The 20,887-nt window shown below is 41.9% G+C and carries 18 protein-coding genes; 7 read left to right on the top strand and 11 right to left on the bottom strand.

Features of this window, described 5'->3' with window-relative positions:
- The first annotated feature begins 119 nt into the window (after window positions 1-119).
- Window positions 120-572, top strand: coding sequence for a universal stress protein (locus A6J84_RS08940; protein WP_000079161.1), 453 nt, complete (start codon window positions 120-122; stop codon window positions 570-572).
- A gap of 122 nt (window positions 573-694) precedes the next feature.
- Here A6J84_RS08940 and A6J84_RS08935 read toward each other — a convergent pair whose 3' ends face one another.
- Both A6J84_RS08935 and A6J84_RS08930 read right to left on the bottom strand, forming a co-directional pair.
- Window positions 695-2,671, bottom strand: a complete 1,977-nt coding sequence (locus A6J84_RS08935) for a CAP domain-containing protein (RefSeq protein WP_095726421.1) — start codon at window positions 2,669-2,671, stop codon at window positions 695-697.
- A gap of 497 nt (window positions 2,672-3,168) precedes the next feature.
- Complete coding sequence (locus A6J84_RS08930) at window positions 3,169-4,560, bottom strand: Cof-type HAD-IIB family hydrolase (protein WP_084856762.1); 1,392 nt, start codon at window positions 4,558-4,560, stop codon at window positions 3,169-3,171.
- Between the two features lie 65 nt (window positions 4,561-4,625).
- Between A6J84_RS08930 and A6J84_RS08925 the strand changes: the two genes are divergently transcribed.
- A complete protein-coding gene (locus A6J84_RS08925) occupies window positions 4,626-5,588 on the top strand; it encodes an asparaginase (protein WP_084868690.1) in 963 nt (320 codons plus the stop codon).
- Between the two features lie 52 nt (window positions 5,589-5,640).
- On the opposite strand, the gene ccpA is transcribed toward A6J84_RS08925, so the two are convergent.
- Window positions 5,641-6,651 carry a catabolite control protein A gene (gene ccpA, locus A6J84_RS08920; RefSeq protein ID WP_095726420.1) on the bottom strand — a complete coding sequence of 337 codons (1,011 nt, stop codon included), beginning with the start codon at window positions 6,649-6,651 and terminating at the stop codon, window positions 5,641-5,643.
- A 204-nt stretch (window positions 6,652-6,855) separates the two neighbouring features.
- On the opposite strand from ccpA, the gene A6J84_RS08915 reads away from it, so the two are divergent.
- Window positions 6,856-7,173 carry a DUF960 domain-containing protein gene (locus A6J84_RS08915; protein ID WP_000886045.1) on the top strand — a complete coding sequence of 106 codons (318 nt, stop codon included), beginning with the start codon at window positions 6,856-6,858 and terminating at the stop codon, window positions 7,171-7,173.
- A gap of 50 nt (window positions 7,174-7,223) precedes the next feature.
- Here the strand turns inward: A6J84_RS08915 and A6J84_RS08910 are convergent, their stop codons facing one another.
- The 7 genes from A6J84_RS08910 to A6J84_RS08880 all read right to left on the bottom strand — a co-directional run bounded on the left by A6J84_RS08910 (window position 7,224) and on the right by A6J84_RS08880 (window position 14,451).
- Window positions 7,224-8,507, bottom strand: a complete 1,284-nt coding sequence (locus A6J84_RS08910) for a hypothetical protein (protein WP_095726419.1) — start codon at window positions 8,505-8,507, stop codon at window positions 7,224-7,226.
- Window positions 8,500-9,321 carry a 2-amino-4-hydroxy-6-hydroxymethyldihydropteridine diphosphokinase gene (folK, locus tag A6J84_RS08905; protein WP_095726418.1) on the bottom strand — a complete coding sequence of 274 codons (822 nt, stop codon included), beginning with the start codon at window positions 9,319-9,321 and terminating at the stop codon, window positions 8,500-8,502. The genes A6J84_RS08910 and folK overlap by 8 nt, the downstream gene beginning before the upstream one ends.
- A gap of 41 nt (window positions 9,322-9,362) precedes the next feature.
- A complete protein-coding gene (gene folE / locus A6J84_RS08900; RefSeq protein WP_000380916.1) occupies window positions 9,363-9,917 on the bottom strand; it encodes a GTP cyclohydrolase I FolE in 555 nt (184 codons plus the stop codon).
- A complete protein-coding gene (locus tag A6J84_RS08895) occupies window positions 9,898-11,220 on the bottom strand; it encodes a bifunctional folylpolyglutamate synthase/dihydrofolate synthase (RefSeq protein WP_095726417.1) in 1,323 nt (440 codons plus the stop codon). The genes folE and A6J84_RS08895 overlap by 20 nt, the downstream gene beginning before the upstream one ends.
- A gap of 1 nt (window position 11,221) precedes the next feature.
- Window positions 11,222-12,196, bottom strand: coding sequence for a dihydropteroate synthase (gene folP / locus A6J84_RS08890; protein ID WP_193756713.1), 975 nt, complete (start codon window positions 12,194-12,196; stop codon window positions 11,222-11,224).
- A gap of 75 nt (window positions 12,197-12,271) precedes the next feature.
- Window positions 12,272-12,979 carry a CPBP family intramembrane glutamic endopeptidase gene (locus A6J84_RS08885; RefSeq protein ID WP_000653642.1) on the bottom strand — a complete coding sequence of 236 codons (708 nt, stop codon included), beginning with the start codon at window positions 12,977-12,979 and terminating at the stop codon, window positions 12,272-12,274.
- A gap of 53 nt (window positions 12,980-13,032) precedes the next feature.
- Window positions 13,033-14,451 (bottom strand): NCS2 family permease, encoded by a 1,419-nt coding sequence (locus A6J84_RS08880; protein WP_000359242.1) that lies wholly within the window; start codon window positions 14,449-14,451, stop codon window positions 13,033-13,035.
- Window positions 14,452-14,638: 187 nt separating this feature from the next.
- Here A6J84_RS08880 and A6J84_RS08875 point away from each other — a divergent pair, with 187 nt between their 5' ends.
- The 4 genes from A6J84_RS08875 (at window position 14,639) to A6J84_RS08860 (ending at window position 18,537) form a co-directional block, all read left to right on the top strand.
- Complete coding sequence (locus A6J84_RS08875) at window positions 14,639-15,451, top strand: Cof-type HAD-IIB family hydrolase (protein ID WP_000162337.1); 813 nt, start codon at window positions 14,639-14,641, stop codon at window positions 15,449-15,451.
- Window positions 15,452-15,733: 282 nt separating this feature from the next.
- A complete protein-coding gene (locus tag A6J84_RS08870) occupies window positions 15,734-16,723 on the top strand; it encodes a PTS sugar transporter subunit IIB (RefSeq protein WP_020901963.1) in 990 nt (329 codons plus the stop codon).
- A gap of 75 nt (window positions 16,724-16,798) precedes the next feature.
- Window positions 16,799-17,611 carry a PTS mannose/fructose/sorbose transporter subunit IIC gene (locus tag A6J84_RS08865; protein ID WP_001280321.1) on the top strand — a complete coding sequence of 271 codons (813 nt, stop codon included), beginning with the start codon at window positions 16,799-16,801 and terminating at the stop codon, window positions 17,609-17,611.
- 14 nt (window positions 17,612-17,625) lie between these two features.
- Window positions 17,626-18,537, top strand: coding sequence for a PTS system mannose/fructose/sorbose family transporter subunit IID (locus A6J84_RS08860; RefSeq protein WP_000818316.1), 912 nt, complete (start codon window positions 17,626-17,628; stop codon window positions 18,535-18,537).
- A 61-nt stretch (window positions 18,538-18,598) separates the two neighbouring features.
- On the opposite strand, the gene A6J84_RS08855 is transcribed toward A6J84_RS08860, so the two are convergent.
- Entirely contained in the window at window positions 18,599-20,827 is a 2,229-nt protein-coding gene (locus tag A6J84_RS08855) for an HAD-IC family P-type ATPase (protein WP_095726416.1), read from the bottom strand.
- Window positions 20,828-20,887 lie beyond the last annotated feature (60 nt).

Below are 20,887 nucleotides of genomic sequence, written 5' to 3'. Positions count from 1 at the left end.
TTTTAACATATCTCCACCAAATTGAATCTCCAATAATATTTATTGAAATATGATTTTTACTTTACTTCTTTAGTGAAAAGGGTTACAATAACAGTAAGAAAATTTCAGGAGGTTTCATTATGGCACAACGTTACCAAAATGTTATGGTCGCAATTGATGGTTCAAAAGAAGCAGACTTGGCTTTCGTCAAAGGTGTTTACACTGCTCTACGCAACGAATCCAAGCTCACCATTGCCCATGTTATCGACACACGCGCTCTTCAAAGCGTGTCTACCTTTGATGCTGAAGTTTACGAAGAACTCCAAGTCGATGCTGAAAGTCTGATGAAGGAGTACGAAAAGCGCGCAAGAGATGCTGGTGTGACCGATATTCACATCGTCATCGAAATGGGAAATCCAAAAACCCTCCTTGCCCGTACTATTCCAGACGCAGAAAATGTTGACCTGATTCTCGTTGGTGCAACAGGGCTCAATGCCTTTGAACGCCTCTTAGTTGGCTCTTCATCTGAGTATATTCTTCGCCATGCAAAAGTCGATTTGCTAGTCGTGAGAGAAAGAGAAAAAACATTGTAATCATTAAAAAAAGGGAGCCTTGGGCTCCTTTTTGTTTGTCCTGATTGGGTCACAAAAAGGCTTTAAACAATTGTTTAAAGCCTCTATCTTATTTAGAAAGTAGTCAATCTCAAAGGATTGAATTATTTGTAACTGTATGCCCAGTAGTATACACCGTTTCCATCAACTACTGCTGCTACAGCTCCTTCAGTGACATTCGGATCGAGAAGCAAGTCTCTCAAACCACTGTTTGCCCATTTCTTAACGACAACAGCAGCATCTTCATCACGACGTCCTACAAAGCCTGTGCTATCGTATTGACGTGAAATTTCATTTACTTTCGGAAGTGCTTGATTTTGATAAATGTCTTCAGACCAAGTCAATTCTTTCAATCCTTGAGCTTTACGAGTCTCATTGATTTTAGCGAAAGCTTCTTTCGCTTTTGAAACATAGTCATAGTTTGTATCGTTTGTTGCTTCAACACGGTAAACAAACTTCACATAACCAAATTCTACATCACTGTATTTCTTGTCTTCGACACCACTCTTGAGATTTGCAATCAAGACATAGTCCTTAGCGTATGGGTTTTCTTTCGTCTTCTCAAAGATTTCTGGATCTTCGATTTCCCACTCAACTTTAGCATCCCAACCAGAGTTATCAAGGAACTTAGGATTCATTTTTTCGATGACATAGTTTTTGAACTCTTCAACATTCTTGAATGGCAATGCTTGACCTGCTTTAGCAGTCGTTACCAAGTTAGTTGAGTAAAGTTTCACGCTAGAGTTCTTGTCACTGTACATGTACTCGTCATCAGCAGTGTTTTCGTGAAGTTTTGGATCACGAGCTGGATCGTTTGGATCAGTCATCCCTTGAAGTTTCCATTTTCCTCCAAGCCACTTCCAGTATGCTGAGTAACCTGTACGCTCTGAGTTAGATGGTACATAGTAGTAATGTGCACTACCGTCGAAGTAGTAGTTTTTATCATTCTTGAGGACTGCATCACCTGGTTTACCTGGTGGGTAAACCAATTTTGGAGTGTGTCCATTTGGTGCCCAAGCCAAGTGTTCCAATCCTTCAGCTGGTTTTTCAACATAATCAGGGATTTGGTTTTCACTTGGTTCATCAGTCGTTACCAAACCTGGTGTTGTTGGGATAGCTGGAGTTGCTGGTGTTTCTGGTTTTGGTTCTACTGGCGTTTCTGTTGATGGCTTGAATGGATCAAATTCACTATCAGCACCATTAATTGGTGGATTTTCTGGTAGGTCAACACTTGGAGTTGCTGGTTGTGCTGGTTGTGGCTCAGTTGGTGTTGTCGGCTCTTCAGGTTTATCACTAGGTGCTGGTGTTGGAGTCTCTGGTTCTGCTGGTGTTGGAGCAGGAACTTCAGGTTGACTTGGTTGTGCTGGCTCAACCGGAGTTGTTGGTTGTTCTGGTTTTGGTTCAGCAGGTGTTGCCGGTTGTGCTAGTGTTGTATCAGCAGAATCTTTCACCAATACCCACTTACCATTTTGGTAGTAGTAATAATCACCATTGTCCAATACATAGTAATGGTACCCATTTTCGTAACGATAGTGAGGATCGTTTTCCAAGTTGTTAGTAGATGAGTTGTTATTACTATTGTTTGTCAAAGGTTTCCACTGACCGTTACGATAAATACGGAAGCTACCATCGTTCATACGGTAGTAGTGATTGCCATTCCAGTAAATATAGTTTTCATCGCTAGCAAGGTTGTTGTAATTATTCCAATAGTTATAACCATAGTAGTTGCTAATGTTGCCATAGCCATAGTAGTTATTCCAATTATTGTAACCGTAGTTGTAACTTGGGTAATAGCTACCATATCCATAGTTATAGCTTGGATAGTAGCTATTGTAGCCATAGTTATAGCTTGGGTAATAACTGTTGTAGCCATAACTTCTTACAGTATAGTTTGATGTGCGGCTACGATTTGCAGTAGTACGGTTAGAAGTACGATTGCTTGAACGGCGGCTAGTTCTTGTATAGTAACTATTATTTCCATTCCAATTGTAAGCAGCGTGAGCTTCACTTGGTGCAAAAGTTGGAAGCATTGTTACAGCTGTTAAAACAGAAGCTGTCAAATAGGTATATTTTTTCTTCATTTCAACCTCTTAATTCTTTAATTTTTAAACTTGAAAATTAAAATAATAAAAATTTGGAAAGCAATTGTGCACAATTTTATAACTAAACCTCAAAGCTAGAGTGAACTCCTCACATCAACTTGTTAACAGGCCTGAAATAAACAAGTTGACTTTCTGTCTTTAAAAAGAGCATATTATAGCGGCATGAGGATTTTATATTTATTCGCTTTCTTAATTTATTCTAACACAGCAACTTTCAAATATCAAATAATTTGACTTGTCTTTTTTTTGATATTCTTTCAAAAGAAAAGCTAGATATATTAGTAATGTATCTAGCTTTTCAACTATTCTTTGTAAGCAATGTAATTTCCCGTTGTTTTATTTTCACTATCTTTTCATTTTTTCTTTTCTTTTTCTAGTATAAATATGCTAATAATAATTAGTGATATATATAAAATTGTTCGGTTTTTCAGCTCAAAAAATCCCCGAATTTTTCATCCAGGGAAAAGAAATTTCTCTTATTTTTTATTTTTTCTTTCTTTATGTCGCTCATAAGCTTTAAACTGACGTTGTAGTTCCTGTCGGATGGCAGGTTCTGGAGCATATTTTTCTTCCCAGTCTTCTGGTTTTAAAATCTTGTGTGTAACTGGATCAAAATGAGCTTTCCCATCAGGGAAAACCTTCCCCATATTTGCCTCATGAACAATGTCAAAGATACGTTCTGGATCTACTCCCATCAAAACAAAACTACCGTATGTAAAATACAGTGTGTCAATCAAAGCATCCACTTGACCGACCAGATTTTGCTTAGCAGGCGTCTTTTTCGCCACTTTCTCTGCCGCCTTATCAAGTGCCTCATGCATGCTTGCAAGGGAGTTTTGAAATTCTTCCTCCGAAGAACTTGCTGCGCGAACAAACTCTACTAATTCTTCAATTTTAAAATCTGCTCGGTGGGTTGCACCTTCAGCATCCCATGCCTGTGGCTCTTCTTGAGTTCGTTCATCCATCATGTGGTGGAAGGTTTTGACCTTATTAAAGTGATAGTCTCGACTGACAAACACTTTTTCTGAAGCCAAAACACCAAAGTGCTCGAGCGCCTTGTGGATACCATCTTGTTGATTACTTGCCGTAATATGCTTGGCGACTTCTTTGACACTGCTACTGCCATTTCCCATAGCAACCGACATCCCAACACCCGCCAACATTTCTAGATCATTGTCTGAATCACCAAAGGCCATGACTTGATTGAGATCAAATCCATATTCTTTCCCGACTCGGCGAATGCCTTCTAGTTTGGAATTTCCTTGGTTGATGATATCTGCTGCAAAAGGATTGCTTCGAGTTAATTTCAAATCTTCAAAATCAGCTGCTGCCTTCTCAGATTCCTCTGGCGTCATCAGCATCAAAACTTGATAAATGGGTTGATTAATCAAGTTAAGCAGGTCGTCTTCCTTTTGAGGAACTGCCTTGCTAACCATTCGATTAAAGGAACGGCTAACGGTTCTTGTCAGCACAGTCGGAATAAAACGACTAACCAGTTGTGAAAAGGAGCCGAGACCAAATGACATAATCTTCGAACCAACAACGGCATGCTCGGTTCCAAGAGCGATTTCTTTACGCTCCTTTTTAGCGTAAGCAATCAGTTGACGCAGGCTTGACTTAGCAATCGGACTTGCAAAGAGCACCTTTTCTTTATTAAAAATGTATTGGCCATTGTAGGTCACCGCAAAGTCTAGGTCCAAGTCTTCCATCAATTCCTTGACAAAAAACGGCCCTCGTCCTGTCGCTACTCCAACAAGCACTCCTTGCTCTTTGACAATCTTAATCGCGTCCTTAGTGGATTTCAAAACACTCTTGCGATCGTTGACTAGCGTTCCATCGATATCAAAAAAAACAGCCTTGACTTCCATCCTGTCCCATTCTCCCCTTTTGTGTTACAATGATTATACCACATTTCAGAAAGAGTGACTAAATCATGCCTAAGAAAATCCTTGTTTTACATACAGGTGGGACTATTTCCATGCAAGCAGACGCCACTGGTGCCGTTGTAACTAGTCAGGACAATCCCATGAACCATGTTTCCAATCCGCTTGAAGGGATTGAGGTTCATGCCCTAGACTTTTTTAATCTGCCAAGCCCTCATATCAAACCCAAGCATATGCTTGCACTCTATCATAAGATTAAAGAGGAAGCTGATAACTATGATGGAGTTGTCATCACACATGGTACAGATACCTTAGAAGAAACAGCCTACTTCCTTGATACCATGAAAATCCCGCCCATCCCCATCGTTCTAACCGGGGCCATGCGTAGTTCAAACGAACTTGGTAGCGACGGTGTTTATAACTATCTGAGCGCTTTACGAGTTGCCAGCGATGATAAAGCAGCCGACAAGGGTGTGCTGGTCGTCATGAACGACGAGATTCATGCAGCCAAGTATGTTACCAAAACTCATACGACCAACGTCAGCACCTTTCAAACCCCAACACATGGACCACTTGGCCTCATCATGAAGCAAGAAATCCTCTACTTCAAAACGGCTGAACCTCGTGTCCGGTTTGATCTTGAGCATATTCAAGGTCTAGTTCCCATCATCTCAGCCTATGCCGGTATGACAGACGAGCTGATCGATATGTTAGACTTGGAACAGCTGGATGGCTTAGTCATTCAGGCTTTTGGAGCAGGCAATGTTCCCAAAGAAACAGCTCAAAAGTTGGAAAATCTCCTCCAAAAAGGGATTCCAGTCGCCTTGGTCTCACGATGCTTTAATGGTATTGCTGAACCTGTCTACGCCTACCAAGGTGGAGGAGTGCAGTTGCAACAAGCTGGTGTTTTCTTTGTCAAAGAACTCAACGCTCAAAAAGCGCGCCTCAAATTATTAATTGCCCTTAATGCTGGACTAAAAGGACAAGCCTTAAAAGACTATATGGAAGGCTAATCCTCTTCTCTAGAACACAAAATCAGGAAATCTCACGATTCCCTGATTTTTTCTATTTACGTTTTCGTGTAGAGCGACGTTCTGTCAAACCATGAGGCAAGAGAACTTCACGTTCTTCCAACTCTTCCTTATGCATAATCTTAGTCAACATACGCATGCTGATAGCACCTAAGTCATAAAGAGGTTGGGCAATAGTTGTCAAGTTTGGACGAGTGAATCGTGCAATCTGAGAGTCATCTGTCGTAATGATTTCAAACTCTTCTGGCACAGACACACCGTGGTCAGCTAAACCATTCAACACACCTGCTGCCAATTCATCACCTGTTACAACTGCGGCTGTAGCTTGTGATGTAATCAAGCGTTCTGCCAAGGCATAGCCATCGTCATAGCTGTATTTTGATTCGAAGACCAAGCCCTCGCTATAAGAATGTCCAGCTTTTTTCAAGGCTTCCTTATAACCAATCAAACGAACCTTGCCATTGATATCATCAACAAGTGGTCCACTCACAAAAGCAATCTTTTCGTTTTCTTTGAGAAGATAGCTCACGGCATCAATCGTTGCTTGTTTGTAGTCGATATTTACACTTGGAAGTTGGTGTTCTACATCCACAGTACCAGCAAGAACAACCGGTGTCCGTGAACGAGAAAACTCTGAACGAATCTTTTCAGTCAAGTGATAGCCCATAAAGATAATCCCATCGACTTGTTTTGAAAAGAGAGTGTTGACCACTGAAACTTCCTTTTCATCATCCTCATCACTATTTGCAAGGACAATGTTATACTTGTACATTTCAGCAATGTCGTCAATCCCCTTAGCAAGTGTTGAGAAATAACCATTGGTAATGTTCGGAATCACAACTCCGACTGTCGTTGTTTTCTTGCTAGCTAAACCACGGGCTACCGCATTTGGACGATAGTCCAAGCGATCAATCACTTCTAGGACTTTTTTTCGAGTGTTCTCTTTAACATTCTTGTTGCCATTAACGACACGGCTAACTGTTGCCATTGAAACTCCTGCTTCACGGGCGACGTCATAAATCGTTACTGTATCATCTGTGTTCATTCCGTTTCCTTTCTATAATGAAAATTTCGCTTTCACGCATCTACTTACTCCATTTTATCACTTATTGTAAACACTTTCAAGTATTTTTTAGAGAAACTTTGAAAAAATTTCACAGTTTATTCCCATTTTGAAAAAGCAATTACGATTTCTTGATTTTTAAGACATTTTGCTGTATGATAAGGAAAATAAAAGGGGGATGAAAACATGGCTTTTACAAATACACAGAGACGTTCCGCTAGTTTTGGCGTCGTGACCAGCTTGCCTGACGATGTCATTGACTCTTTATGGTATATTATTGATCATTTCCTGAAAAATGTCTTTGAATTAGAAGAAGAACTTGAGTTTCAACTGCTCAACAATAAGGGGACCATCACCTTCCATTTTTCTAGCCAGCATCTTCCGACTAGCATCGATTTTGATTTCAATCATCCTTTTGATCCGCTTTACCCTCCTAGGGTCCTTGTTTTAGACTTGGACGGCAGAGAAACCATCCTCCTTCCAGAAGAAAATGACCTATTTTAAAAACTCTAGCTTCTCGGCGCAAACTGCTGAGGAACTAGAGTTTTCTTTTTCTAATAAATGGATCGACTAACAACTAGACCATTGGGTTTTGTATACTCTAAATCAAGGTAATCCTGATAAGTCCCTGGCACAATGAAACCTTGGGGACTCAATATATCAGTCCCAGCTTTTCCTACGATAGAGTCTGCCAGCAAGACACAATTGGTACTGAGAACAAAGTAGGTCTTAAACTCGGATGAGCTGAATTTATAGAGGGTCGCATCTGCTTCCTCTTTCAGTTGGTAGGAGTAGGTATGCTTGACCTCTCCCTCTCTTCTTTTCATCAACTGCGAGCTTGGTTCCCAAGGAATTAACAGGTCTTCTATCTCTGCTAGGCGAGCTTGGATAGCTGTTTTCTGTTGGTCCGTCAAACTCAGACCATAAGCAAACAAGGTCTTCTGACTTTCCCTCTTGCAGAGTTCGATGTATTTTTCCCGATTAGCCTTAAACAAAACACCATCTCCAACCATACCGAATAAACGCTCCGAGCGGGGATCATAGGAACCATAGGAAATAACTGTCCCTTGATAACAAATATCCACATGTCCCATAGCAAGGAAGAAGGAGGTTTCTGAGGTATGGACAAAAATTTCCAGATCAACCGTCTGATCATTTTTTCTTTCTGAATGAACTTCCCCTTCTTGGCTTTCATGATTTGACAGCCACTCATTTAGTTTGCGCAAGGTGCTGATAGGAATCAGAGCCGTCACAAAGATCGGCAGAGTCATTCGCATACGTCGTTTCAGCTTGGGATTGTTTTCTATCCTTTCAAAAAAGAAACCGTCCCGGAGGCTACTGGCTCCTAGCATGAGCAAGTAAAATCCAAGCAAGAGCAATTCAAAATTCGCTGCATCGTGAAATGGAGAGATGCTATAAAGACCGAATCCTATCATCCATACAGCATCGAAGAGATGATGGAGCCGAGGATGAATGGCATTTTTTCGATAGAGAGACCAAGTCACAAGACTAATGATGCCCGTAAACAGCTGGTAGCTCGCAATGATAAAGACTAGGAGATAGAGGGCAAGGTCTTGCAAGATGATAGAGTCAAATACGAGAGCCACAACCACCAGCTTGCCCAAGGTTACAAAGATATTTTCCCGACGTTTTTTATCTTGAAACCAGCGAGTCAACAAGTGCCAAACTGCTGACAAGGAAAAATAGCCCATCAGCAACTGGTACCCCATTCGCGGAATGACTTGTCCAAATCGGATCAAGAGAAGCCCTAAAACAATAGCAAGTAGTCCCTCCCCGATACTCTTCCACTTGCTATAGGTCTCGGAAAGCTTAGGCATTTCCTTGCTCCAACTGGTCAACCAAGTAACGAATTGGTTGCTTTAGGATCGGATGGATAAAATGGGGAGCTATTTCCACTAACGGCTCAAGAACAAAGAGGCGTTCTGCTATATAAGGATGAGGCAAGATGAGCTCGTCTGTGTAAATGATCTGGTCCTCCACAAAGAGTAGGTCCAAATCAATCAAACGAGGCCCCCAATGCACCTCTCGAACCCGTCCCATTTCTGACTCAATAGCTAATAATGTTTCTAACAAGACTGGTGCTGGTAGCCAGGTTTCTACTTCAATCACCTGATTGGCAAAACTATCTTGCTCCACACCGCCCCAAGGCTCCGTCGTCAAAACACTGGATTCTTTGAGAATATGGATGCCGCGAGCTCGCAGTTTGTCAATAGCTTGTTCCAAGTTTGCTTGCTTATCGCCCATATTGCTTCCTAGGCCGATAAAGGCCCGTTGCTTGCGACGGTGGATGGTTACTGAGCAGGTATCAAGTGGTAAGTGGACTGGAGCCCAAGGTTTTTTGAGTTCCAGCTTAATTTCTTGGACAAGAGGATAAGCCTCAAAGGTACGCTCTACTAGTTTGTAGGCTACCGTTTCAATCAAATCCTCAGTGCTTTCCTGAAACCAAGTCGTCCACTGCTGACACAATTCTCCGTAATGGACAGAAGCTGTCAAATCCAAGTCTGTCGCCGCCTTGGTCATATCATAAGATAAGCTTGCGGAAATAACAAACTTCTGCCCCAATTCCTTCTCACTAGGGAAAAGACCATGATAGGCAAAAATTTCCAAATCTTTAATCTGCAGTTGATCCATAACTAGTCCTTTCTAGAAAAATCCGCTTAAAGCGGATTCTTTTATAGTCCCATTAAACGATAAGCCTGGTCTCGGAGGTCTTTATCTGTTTCAAATAGACCACGAGCTACTGTCGTCAAGGTTGCCGTGCCTGGCTTTCTAACACCACGCATACTCATACACATATGTTCCGCCTCAATGACAACAAAGGCTCCCTTAGCCCCCAGATAGTCCATCAAGGCATCGGCCACTTCGATATTTAACCGCTCTTGAATTTGTGGTTTTTTCGAATAAACTTCAACCGTACGGGCTAGCTTAGACAGGCCTGCCACACGACCATCTGGAATGTAGGCAATGTGCGCTCTCCCATAAAAAGGCAGAAAGTGGTGCTCACACATAGTGTGGAAAAAGATATCCTTTTCTACCACCATATTATCATCAATAATCTCAAAGGATTTTGACAAGTGTTCCTCAGCAGTTTGGCCAAGACCTGAAAAAATCTCTTGGTACATACGGGCTACACGAGCAGGTGTTTCCTGCAAGCCCTCGCGGTTAGCGTCCTCACCAACAGCCTCGATAATCATTTTTACAGCTGCTTCAATTTTTTGTGTATCCATTCTCGTTCTTCCTCTCCATCAGATAGGCTCTCACTTGGCTCAAGAAATACAAGGAACCTGTGATAATCCTAACTGTTTGTTTCTCTTCATTTTTATCTGTCAATTTCTGCTCTAGAAAATCCTGCCAACTTTGGTAATTGAGATTTCTAGACTTGGCTGTCTCTTTCAGCACGCTTTCATCCGTCGCCCGACTATCGTCAAAATGGGTTAAAGTCAATTGACTACCTGGCACCGTTTCTAGCAAATCCAGCATATCCTCCAAAGCCTTGGTTTTAATACACGTAAAGAGGATTTCCTTATGATAATCCGCAAAGCGTTCTTGCAAGTTTGCTAATAAAGCCTTGATAGCATGAGGATTGTGGGCCCCATCTAAAATCATCAAGGGGTCACTAGACACGACCTCCAAACGCCCTGGCCATCTGGTCTCTTTCAAAGCTTGAGCAACCAAGTCATTACTTGCTAATTCTCGCCCAGTCTCCTGACAATAAGTGTCTAAGAGAGCAAGCGCCATCCCCGCATTTTCTATCTGGTGCAAGCCAAGCAGACCTGTTTGAAAACGACCTTGTCTGACAGAACTAGTATAATCAAAGATTTCACCCGCTACCACGCTTTCTTGATGACGAACCTGATAATCTTTTCCATAGGCAAGTCTAGGCGCATTTTTAGCTTCTGCAATAGAGTCTATCACAGTCAAGGCTTCAGGAACAATATGACCTGTCACCAAGGGAATACCTTGTTTGATAATACCAGCTTTCTGCTCTGCTATGGCTTCCAAGGTATCACCAAGTAGGGCCACATGATCCAGTCCAATGGTCGTAATTCCTGTTAAAATTGGCTGGCAAACATTAGTACTATCCAAAAGACCACCCATACCGACTTCCATGATGGCTACATCTACTTGCTCTGAGGCAAAGTAATCATAAGCTAGAGCTGTGATAATCTCAAACTCGGTTGTTCCCTGCAAATTGTCAGCCGATTCTCCCTCAAGCAAAGACTGATAGTCTGCCATGAGGGCTTCTAGCCTAGCCTCGGGAATGGATTCCCCATTAATGCTAATCTGATCCGTATAATGAATAAGATAGGGCGAGTTGAACACCCCAACTCTCAGCCCTAGGTTTTCCAGCATCTTTTTCAAAAAAGCAATGGTAGACCCCTTGCCATTGGTCCCTCCAATATGGATGACCTTAAGTTTGAGATGGGGATTGCCCCGCAGAGCTAGGAGTTCCACCATTCGTTCCAAACCAAAATGTGGTTGGTCCGTCCGGTAGTGGGCAATCCACTGATTGTTTTCAATTTCGTTCATATTACTTATATTGTTTTAAATCTAGATTTTCTGCATCATCTGCCAAACGAATGGCTGACGCAATTTCAACCGCCATCCTGTGACTGGCTACATCGTGCACGCGCACCACTTCTACACCCTGTCTCGCAGCGATAGTCGTTACATGAGCCGAAGCGGTGTCCCGATTTCGGAAACCGACTTCCGTCTCAGGATTGACTTCAAAGCCATTTTCCTCCAGGATATTAATGACAAATCGCTTACGCGAAACTCCAAGAAAAATCGGATAGCCTTGCTGGTGTAGTTTATCTAGATCCCGTAGAAGGAGTAGATTTTCCTTCTTGGTCAGACCAAAGCCAATCCCTGGATCCAGCAGAATATTTTCTCTTGCTATCCCAGCTTCCTCTGCTCTCGCTAGAGCTCGTTCAAAGAAAGCCTTCATCAAGTCTTTGATTGGCATTTTTTCAAAGCCAGCTAACTCTTCTTCTGTAAAAGCTTGTCCAAAGCCAAAATGCGGAAATATGAGCGAACTAGGGTGCTGAGGACGAACCATGACTGGATTAAACATGATAACCACTTTTGCTCCAGCCTTAGCAACCACATCCGCCATTTTCTCATCTCCCATGAGACCAGTGATATCATTGACCAGATTGGCACCAGCAGCCAAGGCGGCCTCTGCCACCTGACTTTTCCAAGTATCAATGGAAATGAGAACATCACTTTCCTCACGGATAGCTTTAATCACTGGAACAACACGCTGGATTTCCTCTTCTATCTCAACATAGCTACTGCCCGGTCGAGTCGATTCTCCACCGATATCTAGCATGCTCGCTCCTTCTGCTATCAATTTACGAGCCTGCTGGAGTGCCTGCTCAAGAGCAAAAAACTGACCACCATCCGAAAAGGAATCTGGTGTCACATTGATAATTCCGCAAATAGCTGTCTTTGCATGATTAGCTTTACTTGACATATCGGTCACTTCCTTAAGGTTCTTTACCATATTATCTCTCTATTTTACCATAAAAAGAAAAAGATGAACACGCTAGTATTCATCTTTTCCAAGCGGGCTAATGGTTTAGAATGATAGACCTAGATTTCTACTAATCAACACCAATAAGGCCAACAAACAAAATGCAATACCATTGAGAATCATATGAAGCAAAATGGACATCTCCAAACGCTCAGTCTTATAGGCTGTCCAAGTCAAAACCGTTGACATCCCTCCATAAATAATCACAGAAGGCAGATTGGTTGGCATATGAAGCAAGGCAAAGACGATTGCACCAACAACAAAGCCAAGTTTTTCTTTTCCACGGAAGATCTTTTTTGGAATAATTCCACGACACAAAATTTCTTCACAAATCGGCGCAATCAAGACTAGTAGGAAGAAAGTTGAAATCAAGGAACTATTCTGAACCAAACCATTCAGTATTGATTGGTTATTGGTTGTTGCCTCATTTGTTAGTCGAAGCAGGAGTGAACCCAAGAGATTTGTCGCAAAAATCACTAGATAACTCAGCACCAAGCGAGCCAAGTCTTTTGCCTTAAAAAAGGATAGATTAAAAGTAGCAAGTTGTGTTTTTCGTGCACCAATAATGAATACAATCAAAACGACTATGGATAGAGCACCTACTAAGAGCCCTGACTGTAAAATCGGAAACTGTTTGTTTGCTAAAAACAAAGCAAGTCCTATGGGAAATTGAGATAGAACAAAAGCTACCAAAAGGATGAGCACCCATTTCCCTCTGTTTAAAACCTCTTGCCAAATCGTCTTATCTTTCATGATGTACCTCCTTATAAGAAAAAGGGGAGACTCCCCTTTTTCTATTATACCATTTATAGCGCCATACTGATATAGTTAAGGATAAACAAGGCATCCAAAATCCAAATCATTACGTGCACATCCTTGGCTTGACCTTTGACAACTTTTGTCAAGGTGTATGTCAAGAAACCAACAGCAATCCCTTGTGTGATAGAGTAGCTGAATCCCATAAAGATAGATGTGAAGAAGGCAGGAACCGCTTCAGCCATATCATCCCAAGGGATATTTTTTAAGTTAGAAAGCATCATGATTCCGACAATAATCAAAATTGGTGCTGTTGCAGCTGTAGGAACAATCGCTAGAAGTGGGCTAAAGAAGCTAGATAGAGCAAAACAGATCGCAACCACTAGGGCTGTCAACCCAGTACGGCCACCAGCGCCGATACCCGCCGCAGACTCAACATAGGTTGTAACGTTTGAAGTACCTGCAATGGCACCTACTGAAGTTGCCACCAAGTCAGAGTAAAGAGCCTTGTCCAATTTAACTGACTCATGGTTTTCCCCACTTGTCGCAACGATACCAACTTTTTCACCAGTACCGATAAGAGTACCGATTGTATCAAAAATATCCGTCAATGAGAAAGCAAGAATAGCCATCAAGGTTTCTGGTAAACGTGAAGTGTTTGAAATCAAAGATCCTAAACCTTCTGAACCAAGAGCGGCACCAAACAAAGTTCCTAAATCATTAACCGCTGCTGAAAGATTGTTGCTAGCAAAGTCAATCCCTGATAATTTGACAACACCAACAGCAATGGCAAGGACAGTCGTTGTTAAAATAGAAAGAATGATTCCACCCTTGATGCCTTTAACAACAAAGAAGATGGTAATAGCCAAACCAGCAAGAGCCACCAATACTGCTGGAGTATTGAAGTCTACCAAGCCTGGAACAGCTGCTGAGTTTGCAGTAAGTGCAGCTTGAGCCTTGTCCGCTCCTTCACCTGCTACCGTATAAGTACCTGGATCGATTGAGAATTTCAAGAGACCAGCATTCTTAATTCCAACATAGGCAAGGAAAACACCAATACCAGCCGAAATAGCTGAACGAAGTGTTGTTGGAATAGATTCGATGATCATTTTACGAACATTTGTCAAGGTAATAATCAGTGAAATAATTCCACAAATGAAGACCATACCAAGAGCTTCTTTCCAAGTATAGCCCATCCCAAATACAACTGTAAATGTGAAGAAGGCATTTAGTCCCATACCTGGTGCTTGTGCGTATGGCAAATTAGCATAGAAAGCCATCATCAAAGTACCGACTACAGAACCGATAATCGTTGCCAAGAACACACCTTGAACAGGCATACCCGTTTGGGAAAGCATTTGAGGGTTTACAAAGAGAATATAACTCATTGCAAAGAATGTTGTTAAACCAGCAAGCACCTCTGTACGGACATCTGTCCCGTGCTCTTTTAGTTTAAATAGTTTGTCCATCTTTAATCTCCTTTTGTTTTTTACGAACAATATTAGTATTATATCATTTATCATTCACCTTTTCAATATGTTTGTTTGATTTATTTAATAAATCAAAGCAACTGTAGTTTTTGTTCTTATCTGCTTTTCTTCCTTCTTTTTGATATAATAGTAGACATCTTATCTGGAAACGACTAGGAAGGTTTATATGACTAAAAAAATTATCGCAGTCGATTTGGACGGAACCCTGCTAAATAATGAAAGCAAGCTCTCCGATTTCACCAAAGAGACGATCAAAAAAATTTCAGAAAAAGGACACCATGTCATCATCACGACAGGCCGTCCGTATCGTATGGCAAAAGACTTCTATCGTGAGCTAGAATTGCATACTCCCATGATTAACTTTAACGGCTCCCTTACCCATCTACCAGGACAGACTTGGGAGCATGAAAAGTGCCTGACCTTGGACAAAAAATACCTCCTAGACATGGTCAAGCGCACGGAGGACATCCAGGCTGATTTTATTGCGGGAGAATATCGAAAAAAATTCTATATCACGACACCGAATGAAGAAATTGCAGATCCTAAACTATTTGGCGTAGAGAACTTCCGGCCAGAAAATCAATTCAAACCTGAACGAGTAACCAAAGATCCCAACTGCATCCTCTTGCAAACAAGGGCTGAAGACAAATACGCTTTAGCGGACGAGATGAATCGTTTTTATCAGCACCAACTAGCTATCAATACCTGGGGCGGGCCCCTCAACATCCTCGAGTGTACTCCCAAGGGTGTAAACAAGGCTTTTGCTCTAGAGTACTTGCTCAATGTGATGAATCGTGATAAAAAAGACTTAATCGCCTTTGGTGATGAGCATAATGACACTGAAATGTTGGCATTTGCAGGCAAGGGATATGCTATGAAAAACGCCAATCCTGCTCTTCTTCCATATGCAGACGAACAACTTCCTCTGACCAACGAAGAAGATGGAGTTGCCCGCGCTTTACAAAATTTATTCTTATAAAAGGGAAGATTGCATGGTCGCAATCTTTCCTTTTTGTTTTCATTTTATTTTCACTAAAGCGGCTTATTTTCTGTATTTTTATATTAAATTTTCTATCGCCATTTTCACTTACCTCTCAAAACTATTGATATATTAATATTTTTAAAAAGTCATTTTATGAAAACTTTTACATCTTTTTAGAAAAAGTAGTTGATTTTTATATGAAAACGGTTTATACTTAAAGTTAGGCTTAAAGTTTTCTTAAACATACAGTCAAACATTTTATAAGGAGGAATGACAATAATGAGTATCGGAATCATTATTGCGAGCCACGGCGAATTTGCTGCGGGTATTCATCAGTCAGGATCTATGATCTTTGGTGAACAAGAAAAGGTTCAAGTTGTAACCTTTATGCCAAATGAAGGTCCAGATGACCTTTACGCTAAATTCAACAACGCTGTGGCTGCATTTGACGCAGAAGATGAGGTTCTAGTATTGGCTGACCTTTGGAGTGGATCTCCATTCAACCAAGCTAGCCGCGTAATGGGAGAAAATCCAGAACGTAAGTTTGCCATCATCACAGGACTGAACTTGCCGATGTTGATCCAAGCCTACACAGAGCGCCTTATGGACGCGAATGCAGGTGTGGATAAAGTCGCTGCGAATATCATTAAAGAAGCCAAAGATGGCATCAAGGCTCTTCCAGAAGCGCTTAACCCAGTTGAGGAAGTTGCAACTGCTGCAGCTGCTCCAGTTGCCCAAGCTGCTATTCCAGAAGGAACAGTTATCGGTGATGGTAAACTGAAAATCAACCTTGCTCGTCTAGACACTCGTCTCCTTCACGGTCAGGTTGCCACTGCTTGGACTCCAGATTCAAAAGCAGATCGTATCATCGTTGCTTCAGACAACGTTGCAAACGACGAGTTGCGTAAAGAATTGATCAAACAAGCAGCTCCTAACGGTGTAAAAGCTAACGTTGTCCCAATCCAGAAATTGATCGACGTTGCAAAAGACCCACGTTTCGGCGAAACTCATGCCCTTATCTTGTTTGAAACTCCACAAGATGCACTTCGTGCTATCGAAGGTGGCGTGCCAATCAAGACCCTTAACGTTGGTTCTATGGCTCACTCAACAGGTAAAACAATGATCAACAACGTTTTGTCTATGGACAAAGAAGACGTTGCAACCTTTGAAAAAATGCGTGACCTCGGTGTTGAATTTGACGTACGTAAAGTACCAAACGACACGAAAAAAGATTTGTTTGACTTGATTAAGAAAGCAAACGTTCAATAATGTTAATCTGTTTCTATCATTTTTGAAAACAGGATTAAATACTTTATTAAAACTAAATAGAAAAGGAATAAAACCATGTCAGATATTTCAATCATTTCTGCTATCTTGGTTGTAGTTGTTGCCTTCCTTGCAGGTCTTGAAGGTATCCTCGACCAATTCCAATTCCATCAACCAATCGTCGCATGTACCCTTATCGGACTTGCAACTGGTAACCTCGAAGCAGGGGTTATGCTTGGTGGATCTCTTCAAATGATCGCCCTTGGTTGGGCAAACATCGGAGCTGCCGTAGCTCCTGACGCTGCTCTTGCATCTGTTGCTGCAGCAATCATCTTGATCAAAGGTGGTAACTTTACTACTGAAGGTATCGCCGTTGCTACGGCAACAGCTATCCCTCTTGCCGTAGCTGGACTTTTCTTGACTATGATTGTTCGTACAATCTCAGTTGCCTTGGTTCACACTGCTGACGCTGCTGCTAAAGAAGGAAATATTGCGGCTGTTGAACGTGCTCACTTTGTTGCACTTCTTCTTCAAGGTCTTCGTATTGCAATCCCTGCTGCCTTCCTTATCGCTATCCCAGCTTCTGCCGTTCAAGATGCTCTTAAATTGATGCCAGACTGGTTGAACGGTGGTATGGCTGTTGGTGGTGCTATGGTCGTTGCCGTTGGTTACGCTATGGTTATCAACATGATGGCAACTCGTGAAGTATGGCCATTCTTCGCTATCGGTTTTGCTCTTGCAGCAATCTCTCAATTGACTTTGATTGCCCTTGGTGTCATCGGTGTTGCCCTTGCCTTCATCTACCTTAACCTTACAAAACAAGGTGGAAACGGTGGCGGCGGAGCTGCGACTTCTAACGACCCAATCGGTGATATCCTAGAAGACTACTAGAAAGGGGATCAATCATGGCTGAAAAAATTCAATTATCAAAATCAGATCGTCAAAAAGTTTGGTGGCGTTCACAATTCCTTCAAGGTTCTTGGAACTATGAACGTATGCAAAACTTGGGTTGGGCTTACTCTTTAATCCCAGCTATCAAAAAATTGTACACTAAAAAAGAAGACCAAGCGGCTGCTCTTGAGCGTCACCTTGAATTCTTCAACACTCACCCATACGTCGCTGCTCCAATCATGGGGGTTACTCTTGCACTTGAAGAAGAGCGCGCTAACGGTGTTGAAATCGACGACGCGGCTATCCAAGGGGTTAAGATCGGTATGATGGGACCTCTTGCTGGTATCGGTGACCCAGTATTCTGGTTTACAGTTCGTCCTATCCTTGGAGCCCTTGGTGCATCACTTGCTGCATCTGGTAACATTGTTGGTCCTCTTCTCTTCTTCTTTGGATGGAATGCTATCCGTATGGCCTTCCTATGGTATACACAAGAGTTCGGTTACAAAGCTGGATCTGAAATCACTAAAGACATGTCTGGTGGTATCTTGAAAGACATCACCAAAGGAGCATCTATCCTTGGTATGTTCATCCTTGCCGTTCTTGTACAACGTTGGGTATCTATCAACTTTACTGTGAACCTTCCAGGTAAACAATTGGCAGAAGGTGCTTATATCAACTTCCCAGAAGGCGCTGTAACAGGTGGAGAATTGAAGGGAATCCTTGGTCAAGCACTCAGCGGATTGAGCTTGGATAGCGTTCAACCACAAACACTTCAAGGACAGTTGAACTCATTAATTCCAGGATTGATGGGACTTCTCCTTACTTTCCTTTGCATGTGGTTGCTTAAGAAAAAAGTATCACCAATCGCAATCATCCTTGCTCTCTTTGCAGTAGGTATTGCAGCTCGTTTCTTCGGTATCATGTAATCCAAGCAATTGAGAATATAGATAAAAAAGAATCAGGATTAAACCTGATTCTTTTTGTGTATCAACTTTTTCTTCTAGTCAGATAATGCAAGCCCCCAATCACCACTGCTAGGATGGCTACATAGACGACTTGGGTGGTTTCTAAAGGTACATACGCTCCTTGCAATATAAAGGTGTTGGCAAGTACGCCAACAAGGGCGGCAAGGCTCAAAAACGTGAGCAAGAGCAACTTGTATCGATTAAATGGCAGACTGACCTTAGCAACTAGACACAAACCATTGACCAAAGCAAGGAGGAAGCAAATAAATTTGACCTGACCTGGGACAGTGATAAAGAAGTTCGTCAGGAGAACACTAGCAACCAGAATGCCTCCACCAATCGCAGCATTGGTCAAAATATCTCGCATAAAATTTGTGCTGACCTTTTCTTTATTGGACTCAAAAGTCAGGAAGAAGGATGGAATCCCAATCGTAATGGCTGAAATGATTGTAAACTGAATGGGGATAAAGGCAAATTCCAAACCAAATACCACACTCAAAATGGCAAAAACGATGGAGAAGAAGGTCTTTGTTAGAAAAAGAGAGGCTACCTTTTGGATGTTGTTAATGACCCGGCGTCCTTCCATCAAGATATCATAAAATACTGCAAAGTCATCTGTGAGAAAAACAATATTGGATACACTTTTGGCTGCACTCGTAGCCCCCTTCATGGCAAAACTAATATCTGCTTTCTTGAGAGCCAGAACATCATTGACTCCATCACCACTCATGGCAACTGTTTTACCAGCATTTTGCAAAATAGATACCATCTTTTGCTTCTGTTCAGGTGTCACACGTCCAAATATTTCGTGTTCCAAGACCACTCTTTCAAAGTCATCATCGCTCACCTTGGTCATATCAATAGCCCGCGCTTCTTCCTTAAAACCTGCCTTACGAGCCACCCCATATACAGCCACATGATTATCACCACTGATAATCTTCACTTCAACACCTTGAGATTCGAAATAGTCAAAGGTTTCCTTGGTATTGTCCTTAATCTCATCTGACAAAACGACGTGGCCTAGTAGTTCCATATTAGCTGGACTAGTAATCTGGTCCTTGCTATGAGCGAGTGTTAAGATTCGAAAACCTTGCTGTTTCAGATGCTCATAGTAGGCATCCATCGGCTGGGTAAAGCCTAGAAATTCATAGGCTCCGAAGAAATAGGTCCCACTGTCTTTTACTTGGACAAAGGAATACTTGTTTTTACTTGAAAAGGCACCAACTTCTTGAACTTCCCACTTTTTCTCACAGGTTAAGTAAGTCTTCAGAGCTCGGGAAGTTGCATTTTCATCCTCGAAATAAGCCAGATAAGAAGATAGTTTCTCTGCCACATTAGCATCCATTTCTTGGACCTTCATATTCCCCGTCGTGATAGTTCCTGTCTTATCAAAACAAAGAACATCTACTCGCGCCAAGGTCTCTACACAGTATAGTTCCTGCACCAGAACCTTCTTTTTGGCCAGCTTCATAGTCGCTACTGCTAGGGAAACGCTAACCAGGAGAATCAAGCCCTCTGGAATCATACCGACCAAGGCGCCTGAACTTCCCAAAACAATCTCAACATAAGTCCGTCCTAGACTAAAACCTCTGACATAAAGCAGAATGGCAACTGGCACCAGCAAGATGGAGACGATTTTTAAAATCTTATCCATATAATCGCGCAGTTGAGAAGGGTATTTTTTGAATTCCTTGCTGGATTTTGCAAGTTTGTTAATATAGCTATCTGGACCCACAGCCGTTGCCATAACCAGACAAGTACCGCTGACGACATTGCTTCCGCTCATCAGCTTGTCACCAACTGTTTTAAAGACCGAATCACTTTCACCCGTCAGCAAGGACTCATCAACTTCAATATTCCCTTCAAGAACTTCTGCATCGACAGGCACCTGATCACCCAGATTGAGATGCAGATACTCCCCTAGAACGATGTCCTCCGGATCAATCTCGATCGTTTGACCATCTCGGTTGACTCTGTACTTACTTTTACCAAGTAAACTTAGCTTTTCCAAAGCATTTTTTGAACGCACTTCTTGGAAAATCCCAATGGCTGTATTGATAGCAATCACACCTAAAAAGAGCATATTTTCAAATCGCAAGGTTGTGGCTACCAGAACTGCCAGAGCCAAGTTCATGGCATTAAAGAAGGTAAAGATATTTGAAACGACGATTTCCTTGGTTGTTTTATAGGGTTTAATATCGCTGATGTTTCGTTGACGATTCTTGATGTCTTGACTGCTTAAATACTTCATTTCTACTCCGATATCCTTTTGTACTACTATAGTAACACATATCTTTTTCTCTGTCACTTA

Origin of the sequence: Streptococcus sp. FDAARGOS_256, assembly GCF_002289235.2 — a bacterium.
Classification (GTDB): Bacteria; Bacillota; Bacilli; order Lactobacillales; family Streptococcaceae; genus Streptococcus.
This window is presented reverse-complemented; position numbering and strand designations above follow the sequence as displayed.